The organism is Methylobacterium sp. J-048, from assembly GCF_022829515.1.
GTDB lineage: Bacteria > Pseudomonadota > Alphaproteobacteria > Rhizobiales > Beijerinckiaceae > Methylobacterium.
In genome coordinates this window covers 21,050-41,981 of record NZ_JAKSYL010000146.1, presented here as the reverse complement: position 1 = coordinate 41,981, position 20,932 = coordinate 21,050, and the positions used below count along the sequence as shown (strand labels likewise).

The window sequence follows — 20,932 nt, the reverse complement described above, 5'->3', positions numbered from 1 at the left end:
GGATAATTTTTAGCGCCCGTGCCGGCCACATAATAAGCCAAACGCATATGAAAGCCGCTCGCTTTTCGCATAACGACTTGAGCTTCGACGCACAACAGCAGCCGGACTTACGCCCGATAACCTTCCGGTCTTTATCAAAGCGAGATGTATGGTGAGCGCGCTGGGACTCGAACCCAGGACCTACAGATTAAAAGCTTGCAAGCAGCCGCATTATCGGTGGCGACGCCTGTGCATGGCGCGCGATAAAACGATTGCTTTGTAGGGGCTTAGCGCTACACCCTAGCGACGTGCGGCGATCCTTGTCGCTCGTTGTTGATCCCGCGTGCTTCCCCGGTGCTACCCCGGAAAGGGTTCGGTGCTTCCCCGCCCGCCCCCCCCCCGTGGAACATCACGAAAGCCCGGGCCCGGTGGATGGCATGGCCGAGCAGCGCATCACGAAAAGGATGGTGGATGGGCTTGAGCCCCGGGCGTCCGAGTACACCATCTGGGATCGCGACCTGACCGGCTTCGGGGTCCGTGTCCGGCCGACCGGCTCCAAGTCGTACATTGTGGCGTACCGGGCCGGGCGCGGCCGCAGCGCGCCCTACCGCCGGCAGACGATCGGCGCCGCCAACAAGCTGTCGCCCGACCAGGCGCGCCAGGAAGCGGAACGCATCTTGGCCGGTGCCACGCTGGGTTCGGATCCCGCAGCCGAACTGGCGGCAGCGAAAGAGGCCCAGACTGCGGATCGGAAGGCCCCGAAGGTCCGCGATCTGCTCGACCGCTTTGTGGCAGAGCACGTCGATACGCGGCTGAAGGCACGCACCGCGTACGGGTACCGCCACATCATCGAAAACGTTCTGAAGCCCGAGTTGGGTGACGAGCCAGTGCGGTCGCTCACCCCCGCACAAGTCGCCGAGCTGCACCACAAGCGGCGTGCCACCAAAACCCACGCCGACCAGATAGTGAGGGTGCTCTCCTCAGCCATGAGCCTGGCCGAACAGTGGGGCCTCCGCGATCCCGGCTCGAACCCATGCAGGGTGCGCAAATTCGGCTCCCGCCGGCGGGAGCGCCTGTTCTCCGACATGGAGGTGGCTAAGCTGCTCAACGCCGTCGAGGCGCTGGCGACCGCAAAGACCATCACGGAGTTCCAGGCGCTGGGGATCAAGCTGCTGTTCGCCACAGGGTGCCGTGTGGGCGAAATCACCGCGCTCGAATGGGCGTTCATCGACTTCGAGGAAGGCCTTATTGCGTGGCCGGATACCAAGACCGGCGCCCTGGTGAAGCCGCTGACCGAGGAGGCACGCGACCTCCTCAACGCCGCGCCCAGGATCGAGGGCGCGCCAGCGGTGTGCCCTTCGAAGAACCTCAAGGCCATGCGCGTGGAAACGTTGGAAGGCGCCTTCGAGAAGACGATGGCTGCTGCCGGCGTGATCGCGAAGGAGAACGCCACAACGCATCTGGTCCGGCATTGGTTCTGCACGAAGATTTACTCGGATCCAACCATACCCCTCCCCGATCAGATGCGGATATGCGGCCACAGGTCTGTGGCCACGGCCATGCGTTACGCCCAACTCCAAATGGAGGCGGTGAAGCGCGCCGCCGAGGGCAGCTCCAAGAAGCGTGCAGCAGCGCTGCAAGAGGCCCGCAAAAAGCTTGAGGCCACGAACGTTGTCACCCTCCGCACAGGAGGGTGACGGTGGTGTTTCATCTCAACGATGAACGGTGGGCGAGTATAGCTGTGCTTGCCTCAAAACTTGAGGGCTTTGTAGCGTCGGATTACGTACGACATCAGTTGAACGACATTATCGTTCGTGCCTTTCAGCGACCGAAAGAGCTACAGCGGCACATTGAGGCTCTAGAACAGGCATCCAAAGCCGCGGAATTCTTTCACGCCGCCTTGATTGAGCTATCGGCGTCCGAAAGCGCATATTACGCCGGACACGATGAATTTCATGGGTCACTGATACAGCAAGGCCTCGACAATCGCGCCAAGCTTGCACGTCTCACTCTTGAGTGCAGCGAAGATACTCACGATAACTACAGGGTATTTGCGCAGGACCGGGAGAAACCTACACGAGGGCGGCCGGTAGATACGCAGATTACAGCATTTTCCGCATCGATGCTGGAGCTTGCCAGGACCGAACGTTGGGTCACGAAAGATCGGCAGGGGCGCACATCCCCGGCATTCATGAACCTGATGGTCGAACTTGCGGACTGCGCGCACAAGGCTGGTGTGACCCATCTGCGCGATCGCAGGGCTCTCACCAATGCGATGGTTCTGGCTCGAACAGCCCTGGAAGCGGAGCAGAGGGCCACCGCGCAGCTGCGCACCGACCTGGATGCCCTTGGCCATCCTGCCCCGGAAAAGGCTGCCCCGAGCGCGAATTGTTTGTGTAGCGTTCCGTCAAAATCTGATTAGGTTGTCGAGCCGTAAGCGGTGAAGCAAACCGATGGCGGCAGAGATGAATAACCCTACAGCATTGGAACAGCGCGGTTTCCGTTGTGAGACGGACGCTGCAAGTCAGCTGGGATCGAAGCCTTCGACGCTTCGAGCCTGGCGGGTGAAGGGCAAGGGCCCAAAATACTACAAGATCGGCGGCAAAGTCTTCTACAAGGACACCGATCTGGAAGCTTGGATCGAGGTCCAGGCGCGCGGATCCACGTCCGAAGCGGCAGCGTGAGGGAGCGGCCATGAACGAGCGCGCCTCCGACATCGTGTATCACTACACCGACAGCGCACGGCTGCCCTTCATCCTACTCGACGGCAAGCTTAGAGCGGGCCGAAATCGGATCGGAGGCTATCCCGATCCAGACTTTCTCTGGGCGACCACCTCACCCGTAGGGGACCGCACAGCTTCAGCTTCGATTGAGGCTTGCCGCGCCGGTCGTGTTCGCCTCGTGCGCTTTATCCTGCTCGCCGATGCCTTCGAGCCATGGCGCGCTATCATCACGCGCTTCCCGGCTTGGACGCCGCAACAGGTTGCTGGGCTCGAAACGGCCGCTGCCGGTAAGAGCCGACCGCAGGACTGGCGGTGCCGGGCCGAGCCGTTGCCCGCGGGCCAATGGCTTGGGATTGAGACCCGAAGCTACACGGACAAGACTTGGCGCCCGCTTCCGATTCCCAGGAGCGTCATGCCTTTCGGCCATAGTTCGTTCGGCATTCAGATCGGCAACAAGGTCTACGTCTCCACGCAGCGCGAAGGGCCGTTGGGATTAGCAAGCTACGCGCCGGTCGTCCTCGACGCGGAGGCGGCAGCATGACCACCCTCGCCGCCCCCATCTATACCGGCACACTCAACGGCAAGCCGCTGCGGTTTTTCCGGGCCCCATACGCAGAGCCCCATCTGCCATGGCACGTGGCGGATGATCTACACTCGTGGCTCGGCATGCCTCCCGAGCTTCGGCAGCATTATCGGCGCATGCATCGATCTTCAGATTGGTCGCGGGATGTTCGAACACTCGCAACCAACGATGGCATCATCACCATCGCCCCCCACTGGATGGCCCAAGTCCTAATTGCTTCAGTTATAGAGTTTGGCCGGACAACATTGGCGACTGAGATAGCCTACACGGAAGCGAGTGGTGATGCGTTGTCGGCTCTAGCCGGCAATCTTCCGCCAGAGGCCTTCATCCAATTCACGACATCTGCGTTCAGCAATACACACGGCTTAAAGGCTGCTGGAGGCGCTGCATGACGGACCTCTCCGACCTTCCATTGTTCAGTGGCATCCCCGCCATTGAAATCGCGCCATCGAGGAAGCGCCGCCGAGACCGGCGCAACCTCCTGGGCGAACTCGTCCCTGCCTACAACGAGTCACCGGCGCCAGGAGCGCCAAGCAGCGCGGTGCTGCTGCCGTTCCCGCCGTCGCGAGACACTCGGCTTATTGCAGAGCTCGCCAGAGCGTTCATGGTTCTACGCGAACGCCATGGCCGTCAGTGCCGGGTGATGCTCCTCGACAGGCGGTTCCGGCCAATCGCCACCAAGCTGCGCAAGATGGGCGTCGTGGCGGTTGAGATCGAGGCAGAACTCGCGCGGCTTGAAAAAGCAGTCGCCACCGTGGTCTGGATCCACGACGGCCGCCCGGCCTGTGATACCGGCGGAGGGTCGGCGGCGTGAAAGAGCCCAACACCATTCCTGCGGCTACATACGCCGCGGGTTCGGCTGCGGCTCCGGCGGACTTAGATCCGTTGAGCAGCACCAGTTCGTTGGCATTGACCAGCCGCCCATCGTCCAGCGGCACCAACGCCGCCCGCGATGTATTCCTGTGGCTCAAGCAGGTCGCTCAAGACCCCGACCTGCCCCCCCTGGGCTACCGCTTGGCGATCATCATCAGCCAGTGCGTCGATCGTCGAAAGGGCTACGCCCATCCATCGCACAGCCAGTTGCAAGAAGCCCTTGGCGCCAGTCGGCGCGGTATCCAAAAGACCGTGGCGGCACTTGAGCTACGCGACCACCTTGGTGTCACGGTAGGACGGGGGGCCGGCCATGCCAACCGGTACAAGCTGAAGCTGGCCCCCGGCAGATCCCGGTAGGCGCTGACGTCTCCGTTTTCCCTGCCCGTTCTCCGATAAAAAGGCGAACACCTTGTACGCCTTTCCGCGCCGGAAAAAGGCGCACAAGCTTGCACGCAGGGGGTGCGCACCCTCGGTACGCAGGGGGTGCGCACAAGCTTGTGCACCGTATCTAGGATAGACCAGGACCTTTCCAGGAAGATGGCGCGCCATAAGCGTCCGTTGGGCGGCGCGCTTTACGCGCGTCCGATCCGTCCGGCGCGCCTCATCGGAGCAGGACCGAGCAACTGCATCTCGTCCTGGCGAAGGCGGATCGGGGCGCCCCAGGCGACCCCGAGCCCGCCCCTTTCGGCTATGACGCGGGATACACCATGCCAGGGCGCGCGGGTTGAACCGGGTTTTAGCCTGGCAGAACTAGAACCTCACCCCGCGCGTGCGAAGCCACATCCTGATGCTTGTGTACGTGCGGACGGGCCGTGCGCTCCACGCGCCTGCCCCTGACGGGCAGTCGCCCGCGCCCGGACCCTCGCGACTGCGCAAAGTCTACAGCTGATCCTGCAGCTGCAGCCGAGCGGATGCCGCGTTGGCATCGAATGGGTGATGCAACGTCCGGCGTGCTGTGCTCGGAAAAAACACGATCCGTGTTGATCGTGTCTTCGGTGCACTTCTCAGCGTTGTTCGACCCTGGAAACCTTGCATCTTCGGCGCCGTCTGATAGTAACCGGACCTCAAGGCCTGATGTTGCCCAGATCGACCGTGTGGAGCGCAACTGCAGTGTGCCCCTACGCCCACCACCTGCAGGAGGGTGGGCCACGATCGCCGGCGGGATGCCGGGGTAACGCGAGCTTCAAGGCCCCGCCGGTGCAAACCGCGCGGGGCCTTCTACGTCTAAGATCCCCTGTTGTCCTTGACGACGCAATACTGCCTGCCATTATCTGATCCAGCACACAATTGGTCTAGGATATCGGACATGCGCAAGCTTTTCGTAGGTACTGCGATTACCGCAGTTTCAATAATCGCTTCGCCGACATACGCGGGAAATGCCCGCAGTTTCGTGTATATGCCCCAACCAGGCGACACACCACTACAGATCAAGTGTCATACTGAGGCCCGTCAGATGGTATCCGGTGGTAAAGGCGCAGCTCAGTACGCCGAATGCAACCGAGAACTGCGCAAAGAGCACTTTAAGAAGTGCATGGCTGGTGGGTAGGCTCTGACAGGCTACGACCTCAGCCAGGCACCACGTCAGGCACGTTCACCCGGGGGGCCATGAAGGCCACACCGACCCGATCCTCACGACGCCATACAACACGAACGGCGGAAGCAGCTGGCTCATGGCCTAGCGCCAACTCGAACATGCGTGGCACAGTGGTCCCATCGGGAAACAATAGGCATGCCCCGCTGGGCGAGAAGTCCAGCGCGATGCACCGCACTGCCTTGTCGATCCCAGGCAGGGCAGCGCGCCCTGGGACAACAGCTTTGGCGCGAAGCTTTCCGCGGCGCTCGAACATATTAACGGGCCTTAAATCTGCCACACGTGCTGATTACAATACTGATATCAGCGCTGAAGTTCAGTCTAAACCGACGACATACTCTACAAGCAATGAACGTCGATATTTGGTCGGCGGTGGTCTTAAGAGAGGTAGAGGCAGGTCGCTCAGCTTGCCAGGCACCCCCGGGTTGGGACCCATCCCGCCCTGGATCCGGGTTCGCCAGCCAGCACCCTGTCAAAATTGGCCGTACAGGCCCGTGCGCTGGCAAACGTCCGTGAGCCCACGCGCCAACCCCGCCGCTGCCGCCCACGGGGCGCGTAGAGTAATGGCGGGCCTATCGGGCATGCCTGTACCCCCACCCCGGGGCCCGCGGATCGAGTGTAGGGACCGTCTAAGGCTGCGGAGGTCCCGCGCCGACGCGCAGCCCGGCTCTTGCGCGTTTTTGGCCTCTCAGAAACCCTACTCTTGTATTGAACCAGGCGGGCAAATTCCGGGGTACCAGCCCCCACAAAAAGGCCCCAAAGCATCCCCAGGCAGTGACCCACAAGTCACTGATCTTGCTGGCAGAATATGCTAGTGACGGATGCCCATGAGCACCGTGGTTTCTTTCCCTTCACAGAATCGGCCTGTAGAGGCGATTGACGCCGAGATGGCGCGGCATGGTGAGGTGATGCAGCGCCTACTGGCCGAGCGTGCTGGCGCCTCGGCTCGTGTCTATGCCAGTGCGAGTGCGGCTCCATCACTGGCCCCTCGTGATGATGCTGATGGTGCTCGTCGTGTACGTGGACGTGCTCGTGCTCCATCACCTCGTGGGCGTGCTCGTGCTCGTGCCGCTCCGCCAGGTGCAGCCATAGACCCCCTCCCATCAGCAGGCCGGCCACGACAAGCTGAATCGTCACCAGCTCGTGCAGCAGCGCGACGGCGATCACCGCGCCGATGAACGGCGCGAGGGAGAAGTAGGCTCCAGTGCGGGCTGCACCGAGGTGACGCAGCGCCAGCATGAACAGGACGAGGCTCACCCCGACGCCAAGGAAGCCGACCACCTCTGTCGCTCCGATTGTCGCTACGGGCGGCGCGTCCGCACCCAGTAGCAGCGCCAGGACGACGTTGACGCTGCCCGCCACCACCCCTTGATCGCGGCCGTCACCACGGGGTCGGCCGAGGAGAGCTTGCGGGTCAGGTTATTGTCGATGCCTCAGGCCAGACAGGCTGCGGCGATGAACGCTGCGCCTGCGTCGAGGCGTATCCCCTCGCTGCTCCACGACAGTACGGCCGCGCCCGCGAGAATGGCGAACGCGCCGAGCAGCAGACGTCGATCAAGGTTCTCCCGAAATACCACCCAAGCGATGAGCATGGTCGCCAGCCCTTCAAGGTTGAGCAGCAGCGACCCAGAAGCGGCAGAGGTGTACGACAGCCCCAGCATCAGCAGTAGCGGTCCTGCCAGCCCACCGAACAGCACCACCGCGGCCAGCCACGGAAGATCGTGACGGCGCAGAGGAGCTTCCTGGGCCGGAACGCCAAGGGCAGCCCGGCCGCCATGCACAGCTGCCAGACCGACGCCTGCACCGAGGTAGAGCAGCCCCGCGAGCAGTTGGGGCGACACCGTACCGAGCAGGAGCTTCGCGAACGGGGTAGAGGCACCGAACAGGACGGCCGAAACGAGGGCCAGCGGCACCCCAGGCCACAGGTGGGAATGGACGTGTTTCATCCCCGCAACTGTAGCAGGATTTCATCGAGTGCCGGAGAGCGGACCTTCCGACCTTCTGCAAAGGGTGGACAGCGGAAGTTGGGTCGACGCCCAGAAGCGGACCTTCGGCTTTGCGCCCAATCCGGTCATCGGGCTAGCCTCGACAATGAATCATGAGCGGACGCGATTGGACAAGCGCGGAGGCCTGAGAACGCCGAACAAATCCGCAGTAGGCAAATTAGGCGGGTATAGACGCGCAAGTATCCGACGACCTCTGGGCGGGGGGCGAGCCGCTCCTGCCATCTGAGCTTGAGCAACCGAAAGGCGGGAGGCCGCGCGCCTCGGACGAGGCGGCGCTGGCAGGCATCATCCTGATCTTGCGTACCGGGATGCTGTGGAAGCATTCACCGCGTTCCGAGGTTGGCTGCGTCGGCAAGACGATTTCGCGGCGGCTCGGCGGCCCCGCACCGCGCGAAGCTGGCGCAACTTCAGGATGCCGATGTGCTCGATTGGTCGCGCACAGTCTCCGACAGTGCCAGCCTGCCGGCAAAGGGGTACCCTCGACGGGCGAATCCGACGGACCGCGGCCTCGTTCCTGCAAGCCTGCGGGTTGCCGGGTCTGGTGATCGTACCGGACTACCGCGAGCGGTTGTCCAATCACCGCCCGCGCAAAGTGGGGTTGTCCGATGAAGCGGCGTACGCTGTTGCAGGGAGCCGGAGCCGTCGTTGCGAGCGCAGTCGCGGCACCATCCCTGGTCCGCGCAGAGGCTACAACAACCCTGCGCTTCATCCCGCAGCAGGATCTCGTCACCCTCGATCCGGTGACGACCTTCGCGTACATCACCCGCAACCACGGCTACATGGTCTTCGACACACTCTACGGCATGGACGGCGCTTACCGCGCCACGCCGCAGATGGTCGAGGGCCACCGGATCGAGCAGGACGGGCGCCGCTGGGACCTGACCTTGCGCGAGGGCCTGCGCTTCCACGACGGCACCCCGGTGCTCGCCCGCGACTGCGTCGCCTCCCTCCGGCGCTGGGCCAAGCGCGATCCGTTCGGCGGCTCGCTGATGGCGATGACCGACGAACTCTCGGCGCCCGACGACCGGACCATCCGGTTCCAGCTCAAGCAGCCGTTCCCGCTGCTGCCGATCGCGCTGGGCAAGGCCTCGGTGCCGGTCTGCGCCATGATGCCAGAGCGCCTCGCGATCACCGACCCGTTCCAGCAGGTGCCGGAGCTGATCGGCTCAGGCCCGTTTCGCTTCAAGGCGGACGAGCGCGTGCCCGGAGACCGCACGGTCTATACCCGCTTCGAGGGCTACGTGCCCCGCAAGGACGGCGCGCCCACATGGACCTCGGGTCCGAAGGTGGTCCATTACGACCGGGTCGAGTGGCGGGTGATCGGCGACACCTCGACAGCGACATCCGCGCTGATCGCCGGCGAGGCCGACTGGCAGGAATACGCCTCGCATGACCAGCTCGGCCTGCTTAAGGCTGCGAAGGGCGTGACCACCCGCGTGCTCGACACGACCGGCTTTGTCACGATGCTGCGGGTCAACCATCTGCAGCCGCCCTTCAACAATCCGGCGATCCGGCGGGCGCTGTGGGGCGGGATCGACCAGACCGCCTGCATGCAGGGCGTCGTGGGCGTAGACGATCCCGGCCTGTTCCACGTGCCCCTCGGCTTCTTCTGCCCCGACACCCCGATGGCCTCGACGGACGGGCTCGGGCCGCTCACCGATGCGCGCGATCCGGCCCGGGTGCGCGCCGAGCTGAAGGCCGCCGGCTACAATGGCGAGACGGTGCTGCTGATGGTGCCGTCGAACTCGGCGCCCCTGCTGGCGCTCGGCCAGGTCGCGGCCGACCTGCTCCAGCGCGTCGGCATGACCGTCGAGGTCTACGCGGTCGAGTTCAACGCGATGCTGCAGCGGCGTAACCGCAAGGGGCCGGTCTCCGAGGGCGGCTGGAGCGCCTTCGTGACCAACTGGTCCGGCATGGATTGGCTGAACCCCGCCGGCTACATCGCCCTGCGCGGGACGGGCGAGACCGGCTATGCCGGCTGGGCCACGACCCCGCGGATCGAGTCCTTACGCGACGCGTGGTTCACCGCCCCGGACGAGGCGGCCCGCGCCGCCCTCTGCCGGGACATCCAGCTCCAGGCGATGCAGGATGTGCCCTACTACCCGCTGGGCCAGTACCTGCAGCCGACCGCCTACCGCTCCGGCCTCACCGGCATCCTCGACGGGTTCCCGACCTTCTGGAACGTGCGGCCCGCCTGAGGAGCCCGGGGCGTCACAGCCCCGGGAAGGTCGGCGGCGCGATCGCGTCGGGGCCGCGCCCCGCCCAGTCGAGCTGCCGGATCTGCGCGAGCGCACGGCCCTGCGCCTCCTCCAGCGCCGCCGCGGCGGAAGCGTAGTCGATCGTCAGGGCGCGGCCGTCGCGCACGATCTCGCGGCCGCCGACGATGACCTGCCGGACCGCTCGGTCGCCGGCCGAGTAGATCAGCGACTGCACGGGATCGCGACATGGGCGCATCGCCGGATGCGCACAGTCGACGAGCACGAAATCGGCCTTGCAGCCCGGCGCGAGCCGTCCGATGTCGGCGCGCCCGAGGGCCTTCGCGCCGCCCACCGTGGCGGCGTGGAACACGTCCGCCGCGCGGGTATCGCGCGGGTTCTCGGCGACGACCCGGGCGAGGTACGAGACGAGGCGCATCTCGTCGAGCATGTTGTGCGGGTAGACATCGGTGCCGATGCCCATGTTGACCCCCGCCTGTAGGTAGCGGCCGAAATGGTGAAGCGCGATGCCGCGGCGGGCGAAGACCGTCGGGCAATGGGCGACCGTGGCGCCGCGTTCGGCGAGGCGCCGCATGTCCGAGCCCGGGCTGTGCCAGTGGGTCCAGGGATGGTCGTCGAGGAAGATCCCGTGGCCCACGATGGTGCGCTCGGTGATTACGCCGAGATCGTCGAGCCACTCGATCGGCGTCATCCCGGTGCGGCGGGTGATCTCGTGGAACTCCGACAGGGACTGCGCCGCGTGCGTATGGAAGCGCAGGTCGCGCGTGATCGCCTCGGCATGAGCGTCCCGCAGCAACTCCGCCGTGCAGGTGTCGACCTGGGCCGGGCAGAGCATGCCGGACAGGCGCCCGCTCGGATGACGCTCTGCCGCTGCGATCTCGGTAAGCGCCTGCTCCAAGCCGCGCTCGCCCGCCGCCGCGTCCCACTCGTATTCCACGCTGTGGCCGTTCCGGGTGAGCCAGCGGCCCGAGCGGAACATCGGGGCGATGCAGACCCGCAGGCCCGAGGCACCCAGGAGATCGAGCCAGCCGTCGCTCGGCAGGGCAAGGTCGCAGACCGTGGTGACGCCCGACAACGCGAGCTCGGCGAGCGCCACCCCGTAGGCCGCCCGCGTGCCCTCCGCGTCGGGCCGCAGGATCGGCAGGTACTCGTAGAGCGAGGTGTTGTAGAGGCGCTGGCTGCCGACCTCGTCCCACATGCCCTTGTTCATCGGCTCCGAGAACAGATGGGTGTGGATGTCGACGAGCCCCGGCATGATCAGGCAGCCGGCGGCGTCGATGGTCCGATCCGGCGGTGGCCCCGCATAGCCCGGCCCGACATGGGTGAGGACGCCGTCGGCGAAGACCACATCCGCACCGGTGCGATAGATGTGGCCGCCGCTGTCGGGGTCCCAGGCGACGACCCATCGGGCTCCCTGCACCAGGGTGACACCGGTCGACTCGTCCGCTGCGTCGTCGTGCATCGATCACCTCTCCCTTGGGTCGCTGGGGTGGGCAAGATCAGTGCCTTCCGGGTTGCACCGGGGACGGTACGGCCCGGGTTTCGCATTGCGCCGGCCACTATCGTCAGTGGCAGGCCATCGCGCCGGTTCAGCAGGAGGCGGCATGCACCATCTCGGCGCCGTCAGGTCCGCGCGCATCCTGGTCATTAATCCGAACTCCTCCCCGAGCGTGACCGCCGCCATCGACGCGGCGCTGGACCCGCTGCGCCTCGCCGGCGGCCCCGCCATCGCGGTGACAGACCTGCCCGAGGGGCCGGCGAGCATCGGATCCCAGCAGGACGCCGATTCCGTCGTGATGCCGCTGGCCCGGCGCATCGCGGCGGATGCGGCGGACGCCTTCGTCATCGCCTGCTTCAGCGACCCGGGCCTGCACACCGCCCGCGAGGTCGCCGGGGGCCGGCCCGTGATGGGCATCGCCGAGTGGGGTATCCTCCGCGCCCTTACCCTGGGCGAGCGCTTCGGGATTGTCGCCCTGTCGGAGGGCAGCGTTCGGCGCCAGCGCCGGATGGTCCGCCAGATGGGCCTCGGTGAACGCTATGCCGGCAGCCGGCCGGTCGAGGCGCGGGCGGACGAGACGGCGGGGGAGGCCATCCGCGACCGCCTGATCGCGGCGGCACAGACCCTGGTCGAGCGCGACGGTGCCGACGTCCTCGTGCTCGGCTGCGCCGGCATGGCGCCGCATCGGGCCGGAATCGAGCGGGCCATCGGGCGGCCGGTCGTCGAGCCCGGCCAGCAGGCGGTCGCGGCCGCCCTCGGGGCGGTGCTGCTCCGGGCGGCCCCGTAAGAAGGACACGGCGATGCATTACGACCTGCTGATCCGCGGCGGCACCTGCGTCACACCGTGGGGAACCGAGACGATCGATCTCGGCATCCGCGATGGGCGCATCGCGGACCTCGCGTCGTCAGCCGATGCCACCGCGGAGTCGGTGATCGACGCCGCGGGCCTGCACGTCCTGCCCGGGCTGATCGACAGCCACGTGCACCTGCGCGATCCCGGCGACCCGGCGGTGGAGACGATCGAGACCGGCACCCGCGCCGCGGTGCTGGGCGGGATCGCCACCGTGTTCGACATGCCCAACACCGTCCCGCCGATCGCCGATGCCGAGCGCCTCGCCTGGAAGCGCGATTACGTCGTGGGCCGGAGCTGGTGCGACATCGGCCTCTACGTGGCCGGCACGAAGGCCAACATCGACGCCCTCGCCGCGCTGGAGCGCGAGCCGGGGGTCTGTGCCGTCAAAGTCTTCGCCGGCAGCTCCACGGCGGCGCTGATGATCGAGGACGATGCCCATCTCGAGCGGGCGATGCGTTCGGGCCATCGGCGCATGGCCTTCCACAGCGAGGATGAGGACCGACTCCAGGCCCGCAAGACGCTGTTCAGCCGAGGGCAGCCGTACCGGACCCACATGGAGTGGCGCGACGAGGAATGCGCCTTCCTGGGCACGCGGCGCCTCATGGCGCTCGCGCGGAAAACCGGACGGGCGACCCACATCCTGCACGTCTCGACGGCCGAGGAACTCGCCTACCTACGCGATTTCCGCGACGTCGCCACCGTCGAGGTGCTGGTCAACCACCTCACCCAGGTGGCCCCGGACTGCTACGACACGCTGGGCGGCTTCGGCGTGATGAACCCGCCGATCCGCGGCGAGCGGCATCGGGCGGCGGCCTGGGCGGCCTTGCGCGACGGGACCGTCGATACGATCGGCAGCGACCACGCCCCCCACGCGCGGGCCGCCAAGGAGCGGCCCTGGCCGGACTGCCCGGCCGGCCTCACCGGGGTCCAGACCCTGGTGCCAATCATGCTCGACCACGTCGCGGCCGGGCGCCTGTCGCTGGCGCGCCTCGTCAACCTGATGGCTGCCGGCCCGGCCCGGGTCTACGGCCTCGCCGGCAAGGGCCGGATCACCGCCGGCTACGACGCCGACTTCACCCTCGTGGACCTGAAGGCGCGGCGTCGGATCGAGGATTCCTGGATCGTCTCGCCCTGCGGCTGGACGCCGTTCGCCGGCACCGCCGTGACCGGCTGGCCCGTCGCCACGATCGTGCGCGGCCACCCCGTGATGCGCGACGACGCGGTACTCGGCACGCCCACCGGCGCCCTCGCGCGCTTCGCCGCCTGACGAGCCAACCTCAGCCGCCGCAGGCCTCCGCCACCAGCCAGGCGGTCAGGATCGCCACTGCGTCGAGGAGGTCGTCGACCGCCATGGCCTCGTCCGGGTTGTGGCTGCCGTTGGCGTTGCGCACGAACAGCATGGCCATCGGCACGCCGGCCTTGGCGAAAGCGGCGGCGTCGTGGGAGGCCGGGCTGCCGAGGGGCCGGATGGCGATGCCGAGCGCGTCTGCGGCGGCGGCGAGCCCGTCACGGATCCGAGGCGAGACCACGCCGACGCCAGCCTCGGCGCGGGAGCCCAGAGCTACCGTGACGCCGCGGCGCTCCGAGACCTCCTTCACCGCCGCCAGGAACGCAGCCTCCAGCTCCGTCAGCACCTCGGCCGCGTAGGCGCGCATATCGAGGCTGAAGTGGAACGCCCCAGGGACAGTCGTCAGGCCATGAACCGCGGTGTCAGTGTGGAACCGGCCGAAAGTGACCGCCATCGGGCAGCCAGCCGCCTCGTGCGCCGCCCAGACGCGGTCGAGGGCCAGGGCGATCTCGGCGCCCGCCATGGCGGCGTCGCGGCGGAAGCGGCGAGGCGTGCCGACATGATCGTGGCGCCCGACGATCCGGACGTCGGGGTAGCGGACATTGCCCGGGATCCCGGTGCAGAGGCCGACCGGAATCCCGGCCTCCTCAAGGCTCGGCGCCTGCTCGATATGCACCTCCAGGAAGGCGTGGATCGCGGCGGCGTCGAGGGCGGACCGGCCGCAGCGCAGCGCGTCCGGATCACCGCCCTCCCGGGCGATGTGCACGGCGAGACTGAGGCCGCTGTCGATCCGCGGGACGTCGAGCGCCCCGTCCGGCAGGGCTCCGAGCGCCGCCCGGCTGCCAATATAGGAGACTTGGAACCAGACGCTCTCCTCGGCGCGGACGCCCATGACGGTGATGTCGCGCTCCGGGATCAGCCTGAGCGCGCGAAGCGCCGCGACGGCCGCGAGACCGGCCACCACGCCGGCGGCGCCGTCGAAGTTCCCCCCCTGCGCCACGGTGTCGAGGTGGGAGCCGATCAGGATCGGCGGTAAGCTCCGATCCTGCCCTGGCAGCGTCATGGTGGTGTTGGCGGCGATATCCCGGTGGATCGCGAGGTCGAGATCGGCGCCGCAGCGCGCTACGATGGCGTGCGCTCCGGTCTCCTCCGGGCTATAGGAGGGCCGCGTGAAGCCGGGATCCGTACGACCGCACCGGGCGAGTTCGTCGAACAGGGCTTCCACCCGGCCGCGCTGCGCACGGACCGCCGCGTCGATCGCCGATACCCTGTCCATCCCGATACTCCCGACGTGCAGCTCCGAGCCGAGCCGCGACGGCACCACCCTGCCACTTCCGTGCCGCCCGCGTCGGAATGATTCTTGCCAAGGCGCCGGCATGGCTCGCGCTGAGCCGTAGTGGTGAGAGCCTGAAGGTGAACATGCGGCGGTCCATCAGGCTCGGGATGCTGACGCCATCCTCGAACAGCGTCCTCGAGCCGATGACGGCACGCATGCTGGTCGGGCAACCCGGGATCACCGCCCATTTCGCGCGCCTGCGGGTGACGCAGATCGGGCTGTCGACGGCCGCACGCGATCAGTTCGATCAGGCGCCGATGCTGGCCGCCTCGGACCTGCTGGCCGATGCCCGCGTCGCCGCGATCCTGTGGAACGGTACGGCGGGCGCCTGGCTCGGCTTCGCGTACGATGCGGCCCTGTCGGAGGCGATCACGCAGCGGACCGGCGTGCCGGCCTCGACCTCGGCGCTCGCCTTCCGCGACCTGTTCCGCAGGCGCGGGATCACGCGCGTCGGGCTGGTGACGCCCTATACGGGCGACGTCCAGGCACGGATCCAAGCGAATTGGCAGGTCGAAGGGCTCGATTGCTCGACCGAGCGGCATCTCGGCCAGTCGGAGAACTTTGCCTTCGCGGAGGCCGACGAGGTCGAGATCGCCGGGATGGTCCGCGCCGTGGCGGCCGAGGGCGCCGAGGCGGCCGCCATCGTCTGCACCAACCTCGCGGGGGCGGCCATCGCGCCCGCCCTGGAGGCGGAACTCGGGATCCCGGTCTTCGATGCCGTGGCGGTCAGCCTGTGGAAGGCGATGGACCTCGCCGGGCTAGAGACCGCAGGGATCACCGGCTGGGGCAGCCTGTTCGCGCCGCATTGAGCGGCGTCAATCAGCCGTCGTCCCGCTCGATCCAGCGCCGCAGCGCCGGTGCCAGCCCGGTGGCAGGCTTGGCCGGAGGCCGGGCAAAGCGGCCCGCGCGCGGCGGACGCGCACCGAGCCGAACCACCGCCTGCGCCTGACCGAGGGCGGCCGCCAGCGGATCGATCAGCGGTACCGGCACCAGGTCTCTGACCCGCACGGCGAGGCCGGTCAGCGGGGCGCCGGCCAGGATCACCGTATCGGCTCCGTCCTCGGTGACGGCCCGATTGGCCAGGGCGACGATCTCGTCCTCCAACTCGTGCTGGACCTCAGCGACCGAGCGGAACGCAGCCGCGACCGCCCGGACGCAGGCGCAGCGGGCCGAGAGGCCGGAGAGGGCTACGGCATCTTCGTACCAGGGCAGCAGCGTGCCCGAAAAGGTCACGAGGCCGAAGCGCTGGCCGAGCAGGCAGGCGGTCAGCATCGCGGCCTCGGCCATGCCGACGATGGGCAGGTCGAACAGCTCCCGCGCCGCGATCAGCCCGGGATCCCCGAAGGCAGCGATCACGGCGGCGTCGTAGCCGGCTTGATGCTCGGCCAGGGTCTCCAGCACCGCTCCACCGGCGAGCTGCGCCTCCGCGCGGCTCGCGATGTAGGGCAGGCCCCGGGCGGCCGTCAGCCCGGTGAGCGTCACGTCGGGAGCAAGCACGGCCGCCGCTTCCCGCTCCATGCGGGCCGTCATCGCGGCCGAGGTGTTCGGGTTGATAAGGAGGAGCCGCACGCCGTCAGACGCGCGAGCTCGGGCGGTAGAACGGCTCGTGCCGCGACGGGTCGATGTAGTCGGCGTAGAAGCGGCGGGCGTGCGGCAGCAGGGCCTTGGAGAGCTGGCGCCGCTCGACTTCGTCGTCCGACAGCGCCCGCGACAGGTCGTCGTGCAGCGCCTTCAGGGCCGCGTCCCGGTCGACCCGGGTGAAGCGCCCGTCCGCGTAGAGCACCTCGCCGTCGCACAGCACCGTGGTGACGCCCCCGGTCTTGGCCCGCTGGATCACCGCGTCGAGGAGTGGTGTCTCCGGATCGAGATAGGGGTAGGCGATCTGGTCCCAGTCGAGCAGGACGAGGTCGGCGCCCTTGCCGACTTCGATCGTGCCGAGGCTCTCGCCGTAGGGGGTGGTGCGGGCGCCGCCGACGGTGGCCATGCGCAGCACCTGCACCATGCTGGGCACGTCGGCCTCGTCCATGCCGGGCACTCGGTGGGCGCGCAGCACGAGGCGCATCTCCTGGAGCATGTCGCGGTCGTCGTTGATGCCAGCCTCGTCGAGGCCGATCGCGGTGTTGATGCCCTTCGCCTCGAAGCGGTTGAGCGCCGCCACGCCGGAGCGCAGCCGGAAGTTCGACGAACAATTGTGGCAGATGCAGGTGCCGGTCGCGGCCACCCGGTCGATATCGGATTCGTTGAGCCAGACGCCGTGGCCGAGCGTCAGGCGCGGACCAAGCATGCCGAACCGGTCGAGATAGTCGAGGGCGGTGCCGCCGCCGCGCTTCTCGGCATAGGCCTTCTGATAGGCGGTCTCGACGAGATGCATGTGCATCGGCACGTCGTAGGATTCCGACAGCCCGGCGAGCCCTTCGAGGGCCGCGTCCGAGCACCAGTGCAGGTTGGCCGGCGCCAGCTGGATCTTGGCCCGGGTGGCGCCTTCCTGTCCGCTGTGCAGGCTGCGAAAGAGGGAAAAATTATCCTCCAGAGACATCTGGAAGCGCTCGAACCAGCGCTTCATCGGGTCCTGCAGCGGGGCCGGTAGGCTCGCCACGAAGTCCATGTCCGCTTGGTAGACGAGGCGGTTCTGGTCGCGGACCGCGAAGCAGTACGAGACCCGCATGCCGATGTCGCGATAGGCGCGCAGCACTTCGTTGGAGCGCGCCTCGACTTCCTTCAGGCTGCCGGGCATCCAGCCGTGGATGTGCTGGACCGTGGTGATCCCGGAGCCGACCATCTCGAAGGCCGAGTACAGGGTGTCGAGGTAGAGGTTCAGGTTGCGCGCCACCATGCGGGTGACGAACCACAGCTCCAGGGGCATGTCGGGGGAGCCGAGCTGCACCGGCGTGAGGCCGACATGGTGGTGGCCGTTGACGAAGCCCGGCAGCAGGATCTCGCGGCCGGAGCCGATCACCGGCGCGTCGGGATAGCGGGCGTGCAGATCTGCGTAGGTGCCGACCGCCTCGATCACCCCGTCTTTCTGCAGCACCGCGCCGTCGGCAATCTCCTCCCAGCGATCGTGGTCGAGGGTGCGGGTGATCATCCGCCGGCTGCGGATCAGCGATGTGGCCATGGCTGGGTCCATCTTGATTGGGAAAGGGTCAGACGAGCGCTTCCTGCTCGGCGAAGGCCCGGTCGACCTCGTCGCGAAGGAGCTCGGTGAGATGCCGCCGCATCGCCTCGGCCTCGGGGGAGAACGGATCGCGCGGGCGGGCGAGGTCGTTGCGGACGATCGTCTTGATCCGCCCGGGGCGGGCGGTGAACACCACCACCCGGTCGGCGAGCGCCACCGCCTCGTCGATGTGGTGGGTCACGAACAGCACCGAGGCGCCGCTGTCGCGCCAGACGTCGAGCAGGAAATCCTGCATCTTCTGGCGGGTCTGGACGTCGAGCGCCGCGAAGGGCTCGTCCATCAGCAGCACCTTCGGGCGCATGGCGAGCGCCCGGGCCACCGCCACCCGCTGGCGCATCCCGCCCGACAGCTCGTCCGGCCGCTTGTCGAAGGCCTCGGCGAGGCCGACGCGCTGAAGCGCGGCCCGAGCGACGCTCCGGCGCTCGGCCTCCGGCACGCCCTTCAGCGACAGGCCGAAGCTGACATTCTGCCAGACGCTCAGCCACGGCAGCAGCGAGGTCTCCTGGAAGATCAGGCTGCGCTCGGGGGAGGGGCCTGTGACCGGCGCACCGAAGGCCAGGAGCTCGCCCCCGGAGGCGGCCTCCAGCCCGGCGATCAGGTAGAGCAGCGTGCTCTTCCCACAGCCCGAGGGGCCGAGGAACACCACGAACTCGCCGGGCCGCACGGTGAGGTCGATGTCGCGCAGGGCCTCGTGGGCGCGGGCGGTGCCGGACGCCCAGACCTTGGCGACGCCGCGGCACGAGACGGCATCCTGGGAGAGGGGATCAGAGGCCAAGGGCGGACCCCGTGTCGCGCGGCAGCCAGTACAGCAGCCGCCGCTGGACCAGCCGGAACAGCAGGTCGAAGGCGAAGCCGAGCAGGCCGATCAGCGTGATGGTGAAGAACACGAGCGACGGGTTGAAGGTGTTGCGCGCCAGCATGATCACCTGGCCGAGCCCGTAGCCGACGCCGGTCGCCTCGGCGACCAGCACCACCATCCAGGCGCCGAACAGGTTGAGGCGGAGCACCGCGAGCAGGCCCGGAAGGATCGCCGGCACGATCACCCGGGCGTAGATCTGGCGCTTCGACGCGCCCATGGTCCGGGCGACGTTGATGTAGTTCCGGTTGACCCCGTCGATCTGGTGGATGGTCGAGAGGACCATCGTGAAGAACAGGGCGATGAACACCATGAAGATCGCCGGGGCGTTGCCGATCCCGAACATGAAGATCGCCACCGGCAGCCACGCGATCGGCGAGACCGGCGCCAGGAGCGTGATGGTCGGCAGGGTCAGCCGCTCGAACAGCACGACGTAGCGGATCGCCACGCCGACCAGGATCGACAGGGTCGCGGCCAGGGCGAGGCCCGCCAGAACCCGGCCCGTGGAGGCGAGCACGGTGATCAGCACCGCCATGGCCGGGCTCGGGCCGGCATTCATGCCGGTGCCGATCTGCCAGCGCTGCGCGGTGTTGAAGAAGCGCGCCTGCTCGGCGAGGTTGCCGAGGAAGATGTGCGGCGGCGGCAGCAGCTTGGCGTCGGCGATGCCGAACGCCCAGAGCAGCTCCCAGAGGCCGGCGAAGCAGCCGACCGAGACCAGCATCCAGCCGGTGCGTTGCAGGAGCGGGACGAAGCCGTCGGGCAGCGCGAGACGCTGACCGAACGGGAGGCGCGGCCGGACGTGCGGGACGGCGGCGCGGGCGAGATCGACGGCCATCCGCTCAGGCCGACTTCAGCTTGAGCTTGCCGTAGAGATCCGGGTTCTCGGCGATGACCTGCTCCAGCAGGGTCCAGTCGATCGCGTCGCGACCGGGCTTCTTCTTGATGTAGCCCATCTCGGCGACGGAATCGGTCCGGTCGAGGATGAACTGCGTCTGGTTGCGGGCGTCCACCACCGAGGGCTGCCGGCCCATGGCGAGCTGGGCGTTGTGCATCGAGGTCTTGTAGTAGGAGCCGACGAGCTTGTTCAAAGCAGCTTGAGGATCGCCCTCGGCCAGGGCCTGGGCCTTCATCATGCCCTTGATCAGGGCCTTCACGGCGCCCGGATTCTTGGCGATCAGCTCGTTGCGCACCGCCAGCACGCAGTCGGTGTAGCCCTTGCCGTAGATGTCGGTGCCGTCGGAGAGCTTGACCGCGCCCTTCACGTCGGTGAGCAGCGCCGTGCCGTAGGGCTCGATGGTTGAGATGATGTCCAGCGCACCGGCCCGGAACGCCTCCACGGCCTCCGGGGTCGAGCCCATGTAGCGGACCGTGATGTCCTTGAAGGCGACGCCGTTCTTCTTCAGCCAGTCGTAGGGCAGCACTTCCAGCGTATCGAGTTGGAAGGTGCCGAGCGTCTTGCCCTTGAGCTTCTCCGGGCTGTCGAGGCCGGGCTGGGCCACGAGCACGCAGCCCTCGATGCCGCCGCCCGCCACGATCTTCACCGGGGCGCCTGCGTCGTAGAGGGCCATGAAGCTCGTATAGGGCATCACGCCGGCATCGACCTGGCCCATGCCGAGGAAGGTGACCTGATCCGAGAAGGTCGGCGTGTTGACGAAGTCGATGGTCAGCCCGTCATCCTTGGCGAGCTGCATCGCCTCGGCGAGGAAGAAGTTCAGGTTGCAGAAGCCTGTCCCGTGGGTCGCCCGGATGCCGGTGGCGGCCGCGGCCCGGCCGGTCATGCCGGGCCCCACCGCGAAGGTGAGCGCGGCGGCGGTGCCGCCGAGGAAGCGCCGGCGGCTGGGCTTGAACCGCGAGAAGTCGGGCGAAAAGTCGGGAACGCGGTACTCGCCGTGACGGTCGCACATATCGGCTCTCCTCAGGAGGCGGATGTCGGGTCTTGCGGGCGGTGCGCGCCG

19 protein-coding genes and 2 pseudogenes are annotated in these 20,932 nt (G+C 67.5%); 12 read left to right on the top strand and 9 right to left on the bottom strand.

Features of this window, described 5'->3' with window-relative positions:
• Window positions 1–416 precede the first annotated feature (416 nt).
• From MKL09_RS13950 to MKL09_RS13920, 7 genes are read left to right on the top strand one after another with little or no spacing between them, the layout of a single operon-like run.
• The gene (locus MKL09_RS13950) at window positions 417–1,676 is read left to right on the top strand and encodes a site-specific integrase (RefSeq protein ID WP_244020907.1); all 1,260 of its coding nucleotides are present in this window, start codon (window positions 417–419) and stop codon (window positions 1,674–1,676) included.
• Window positions 1,677–1,678: 2 nt separating this feature from the next.
• A complete protein-coding gene (locus MKL09_RS13945) occupies window positions 1,679–2,401 on the top strand; it encodes a hypothetical protein (protein WP_244020906.1) in 723 nt (240 codons plus the stop codon).
• Window positions 2,402–2,432: 31 nt separating this feature from the next.
• A complete protein-coding gene (locus tag MKL09_RS13940; protein ID WP_244020905.1) occupies window positions 2,433–2,663 on the top strand; it encodes a helix-turn-helix transcriptional regulator in 231 nt (76 codons plus the stop codon).
• 10 nt (window positions 2,664–2,673) lie between these two features.
• Window positions 2,674–3,243: a hypothetical protein gene (locus tag MKL09_RS13935; protein WP_244020904.1), complete on the top strand. Its 570-nt coding sequence runs from the start codon at window positions 2,674–2,676 to the stop codon at window positions 3,241–3,243.
• A complete protein-coding gene (locus MKL09_RS13930; RefSeq protein WP_244020903.1) occupies window positions 3,240–3,677 on the top strand; it encodes a hypothetical protein in 438 nt (145 codons plus the stop codon). The genes MKL09_RS13935 and MKL09_RS13930 overlap by 4 nt, the downstream gene beginning before the upstream one ends.
• A complete protein-coding gene (locus MKL09_RS13925) occupies window positions 3,674–4,099 on the top strand; it encodes a DUF6074 family protein (RefSeq protein WP_244020902.1) in 426 nt (141 codons plus the stop codon). Before MKL09_RS13930 ends, MKL09_RS13925 begins: the two co-directional genes overlap by 4 nt.
• Complete coding sequence (locus MKL09_RS13920) at window positions 4,096–4,515, top strand: hypothetical protein (protein ID WP_244020900.1); 420 nt, start codon at window positions 4,096–4,098, stop codon at window positions 4,513–4,515. Before MKL09_RS13925 ends, MKL09_RS13920 begins: the two co-directional genes overlap by 4 nt.
• Window positions 4,516–5,723: 1,208 nt before the next feature.
• Here the strand turns inward: MKL09_RS13920 and MKL09_RS32350 are convergent.
• Both MKL09_RS32350 and MKL09_RS13915 read right to left on the bottom strand, forming a co-directional pair.
• Window positions 5,724–6,005 (bottom strand): PilZ domain-containing protein, encoded by a 282-nt coding sequence (locus tag MKL09_RS32350; RefSeq protein ID WP_409566929.1) that lies wholly within the window; start codon window positions 6,003–6,005, stop codon window positions 5,724–5,726.
• A 665-nt stretch (window positions 6,006–6,670) separates the two neighbouring features.
• Window positions 6,671–7,695: pseudogene (locus MKL09_RS13915) on the bottom strand (DMT family transporter); the annotation flags it as partial.
• A 227-nt stretch (window positions 7,696–7,922) separates the two neighbouring features.
• Here MKL09_RS13915 and MKL09_RS13910 point away from each other — a divergent pair.
• Together MKL09_RS13910 and MKL09_RS13905 are read left to right on the top strand one after the other, a co-directional pair.
• A pseudogene (locus MKL09_RS13910) lies at window positions 7,923–8,262 on the top strand (transposase); the annotation flags it as partial.
• Between the two features lie 98 nt (window positions 8,263–8,360).
• The gene (locus MKL09_RS13905; protein WP_243950986.1) at window positions 8,361–9,953 is read left to right on the top strand and encodes an ABC transporter substrate-binding protein; all 1,593 of its coding nucleotides are present in this window, start codon (window positions 8,361–8,363) and stop codon (window positions 9,951–9,953) included.
• Between the two features lie 13 nt (window positions 9,954–9,966).
• Here MKL09_RS13905 and MKL09_RS13900 read toward each other — a convergent pair whose 3' ends face one another.
• Window positions 9,967–11,433: an amidohydrolase family protein gene (locus MKL09_RS13900; RefSeq protein ID WP_243950983.1), complete on the bottom strand. Its 1,467-nt coding sequence runs from the start codon at window positions 11,431–11,433 to the stop codon at window positions 9,967–9,969.
• Between the two features lie 142 nt (window positions 11,434–11,575).
• On the opposite strand from MKL09_RS13900, the gene MKL09_RS13895 reads away from it, so the two are divergent.
• Both MKL09_RS13895 and MKL09_RS13890 read left to right on the top strand, forming a co-directional pair.
• Window positions 11,576–12,256: an aspartate/glutamate racemase family protein gene (locus tag MKL09_RS13895; RefSeq protein ID WP_243950981.1), complete on the top strand. Its 681-nt coding sequence runs from the start codon at window positions 11,576–11,578 to the stop codon at window positions 12,254–12,256.
• A gap of 13 nt (window positions 12,257–12,269) precedes the next feature.
• Window positions 12,270–13,589, top strand: coding sequence for a dihydroorotase (locus MKL09_RS13890; RefSeq protein WP_244020898.1), 1,320 nt, complete (start codon window positions 12,270–12,272; stop codon window positions 13,587–13,589).
• 10 nt (window positions 13,590–13,599) lie between these two features.
• Here the strand turns inward: MKL09_RS13890 and MKL09_RS13885 are convergent, their stop codons facing one another.
• On the bottom strand, window positions 13,600–14,886 hold the full coding sequence (locus MKL09_RS13885; protein ID WP_243950977.1) for a hydantoinase/carbamoylase family amidase: 1,287 nt from the start codon (window positions 14,884–14,886) through the stop codon (window positions 13,600–13,602).
• A gap of 143 nt (window positions 14,887–15,029) precedes the next feature.
• Here MKL09_RS13885 and MKL09_RS13880 point away from each other — a divergent pair, with 143 nt between their 5' ends.
• Window positions 15,030–15,755, top strand: coding sequence for an aspartate/glutamate racemase family protein (locus MKL09_RS13880; protein ID WP_244020895.1), 726 nt, complete (start codon window positions 15,030–15,032; stop codon window positions 15,753–15,755).
• 10 nt (window positions 15,756–15,765) lie between these two features.
• Here MKL09_RS13880 and MKL09_RS13875 read toward each other — a convergent pair whose 3' ends face one another.
• Genes MKL09_RS13875 through MKL09_RS13855 form a run of 5 tightly spaced genes read right to left on the bottom strand, consistent with a single transcriptional unit; the run spans window position 15,766 to window position 20,881 of the window.
• Window positions 15,766–16,515, bottom strand: coding sequence for an aspartate/glutamate racemase family protein (locus MKL09_RS13875; protein WP_243950973.1), 750 nt, complete (start codon window positions 16,513–16,515; stop codon window positions 15,766–15,768).
• A 4-nt stretch (window positions 16,516–16,519) separates the two neighbouring features.
• Window positions 16,520–18,061, bottom strand: a complete 1,542-nt coding sequence (locus MKL09_RS13870) for an amidohydrolase family protein (protein WP_244020892.1) — start codon at window positions 18,059–18,061, stop codon at window positions 16,520–16,522.
• A gap of 28 nt (window positions 18,062–18,089) precedes the next feature.
• The gene (locus MKL09_RS13865; RefSeq protein ID WP_243950969.1) at window positions 18,090–18,896 is read right to left on the bottom strand and encodes an ABC transporter ATP-binding protein; all 807 of its coding nucleotides are present in this window, start codon (window positions 18,894–18,896) and stop codon (window positions 18,090–18,092) included.
• Window positions 18,886–19,812, bottom strand: coding sequence for an ABC transporter permease (locus MKL09_RS13860; protein ID WP_243950967.1), 927 nt, complete (start codon window positions 19,810–19,812; stop codon window positions 18,886–18,888). The genes MKL09_RS13865 and MKL09_RS13860 overlap by 11 nt, the downstream gene beginning before the upstream one ends.
• A gap of 4 nt (window positions 19,813–19,816) precedes the next feature.
• The gene (locus MKL09_RS13855; protein ID WP_244020886.1) at window positions 19,817–20,881 is read right to left on the bottom strand and encodes an ABC transporter substrate-binding protein; all 1,065 of its coding nucleotides are present in this window, start codon (window positions 20,879–20,881) and stop codon (window positions 19,817–19,819) included.
• Window positions 20,882–20,932 lie beyond the last annotated feature (51 nt).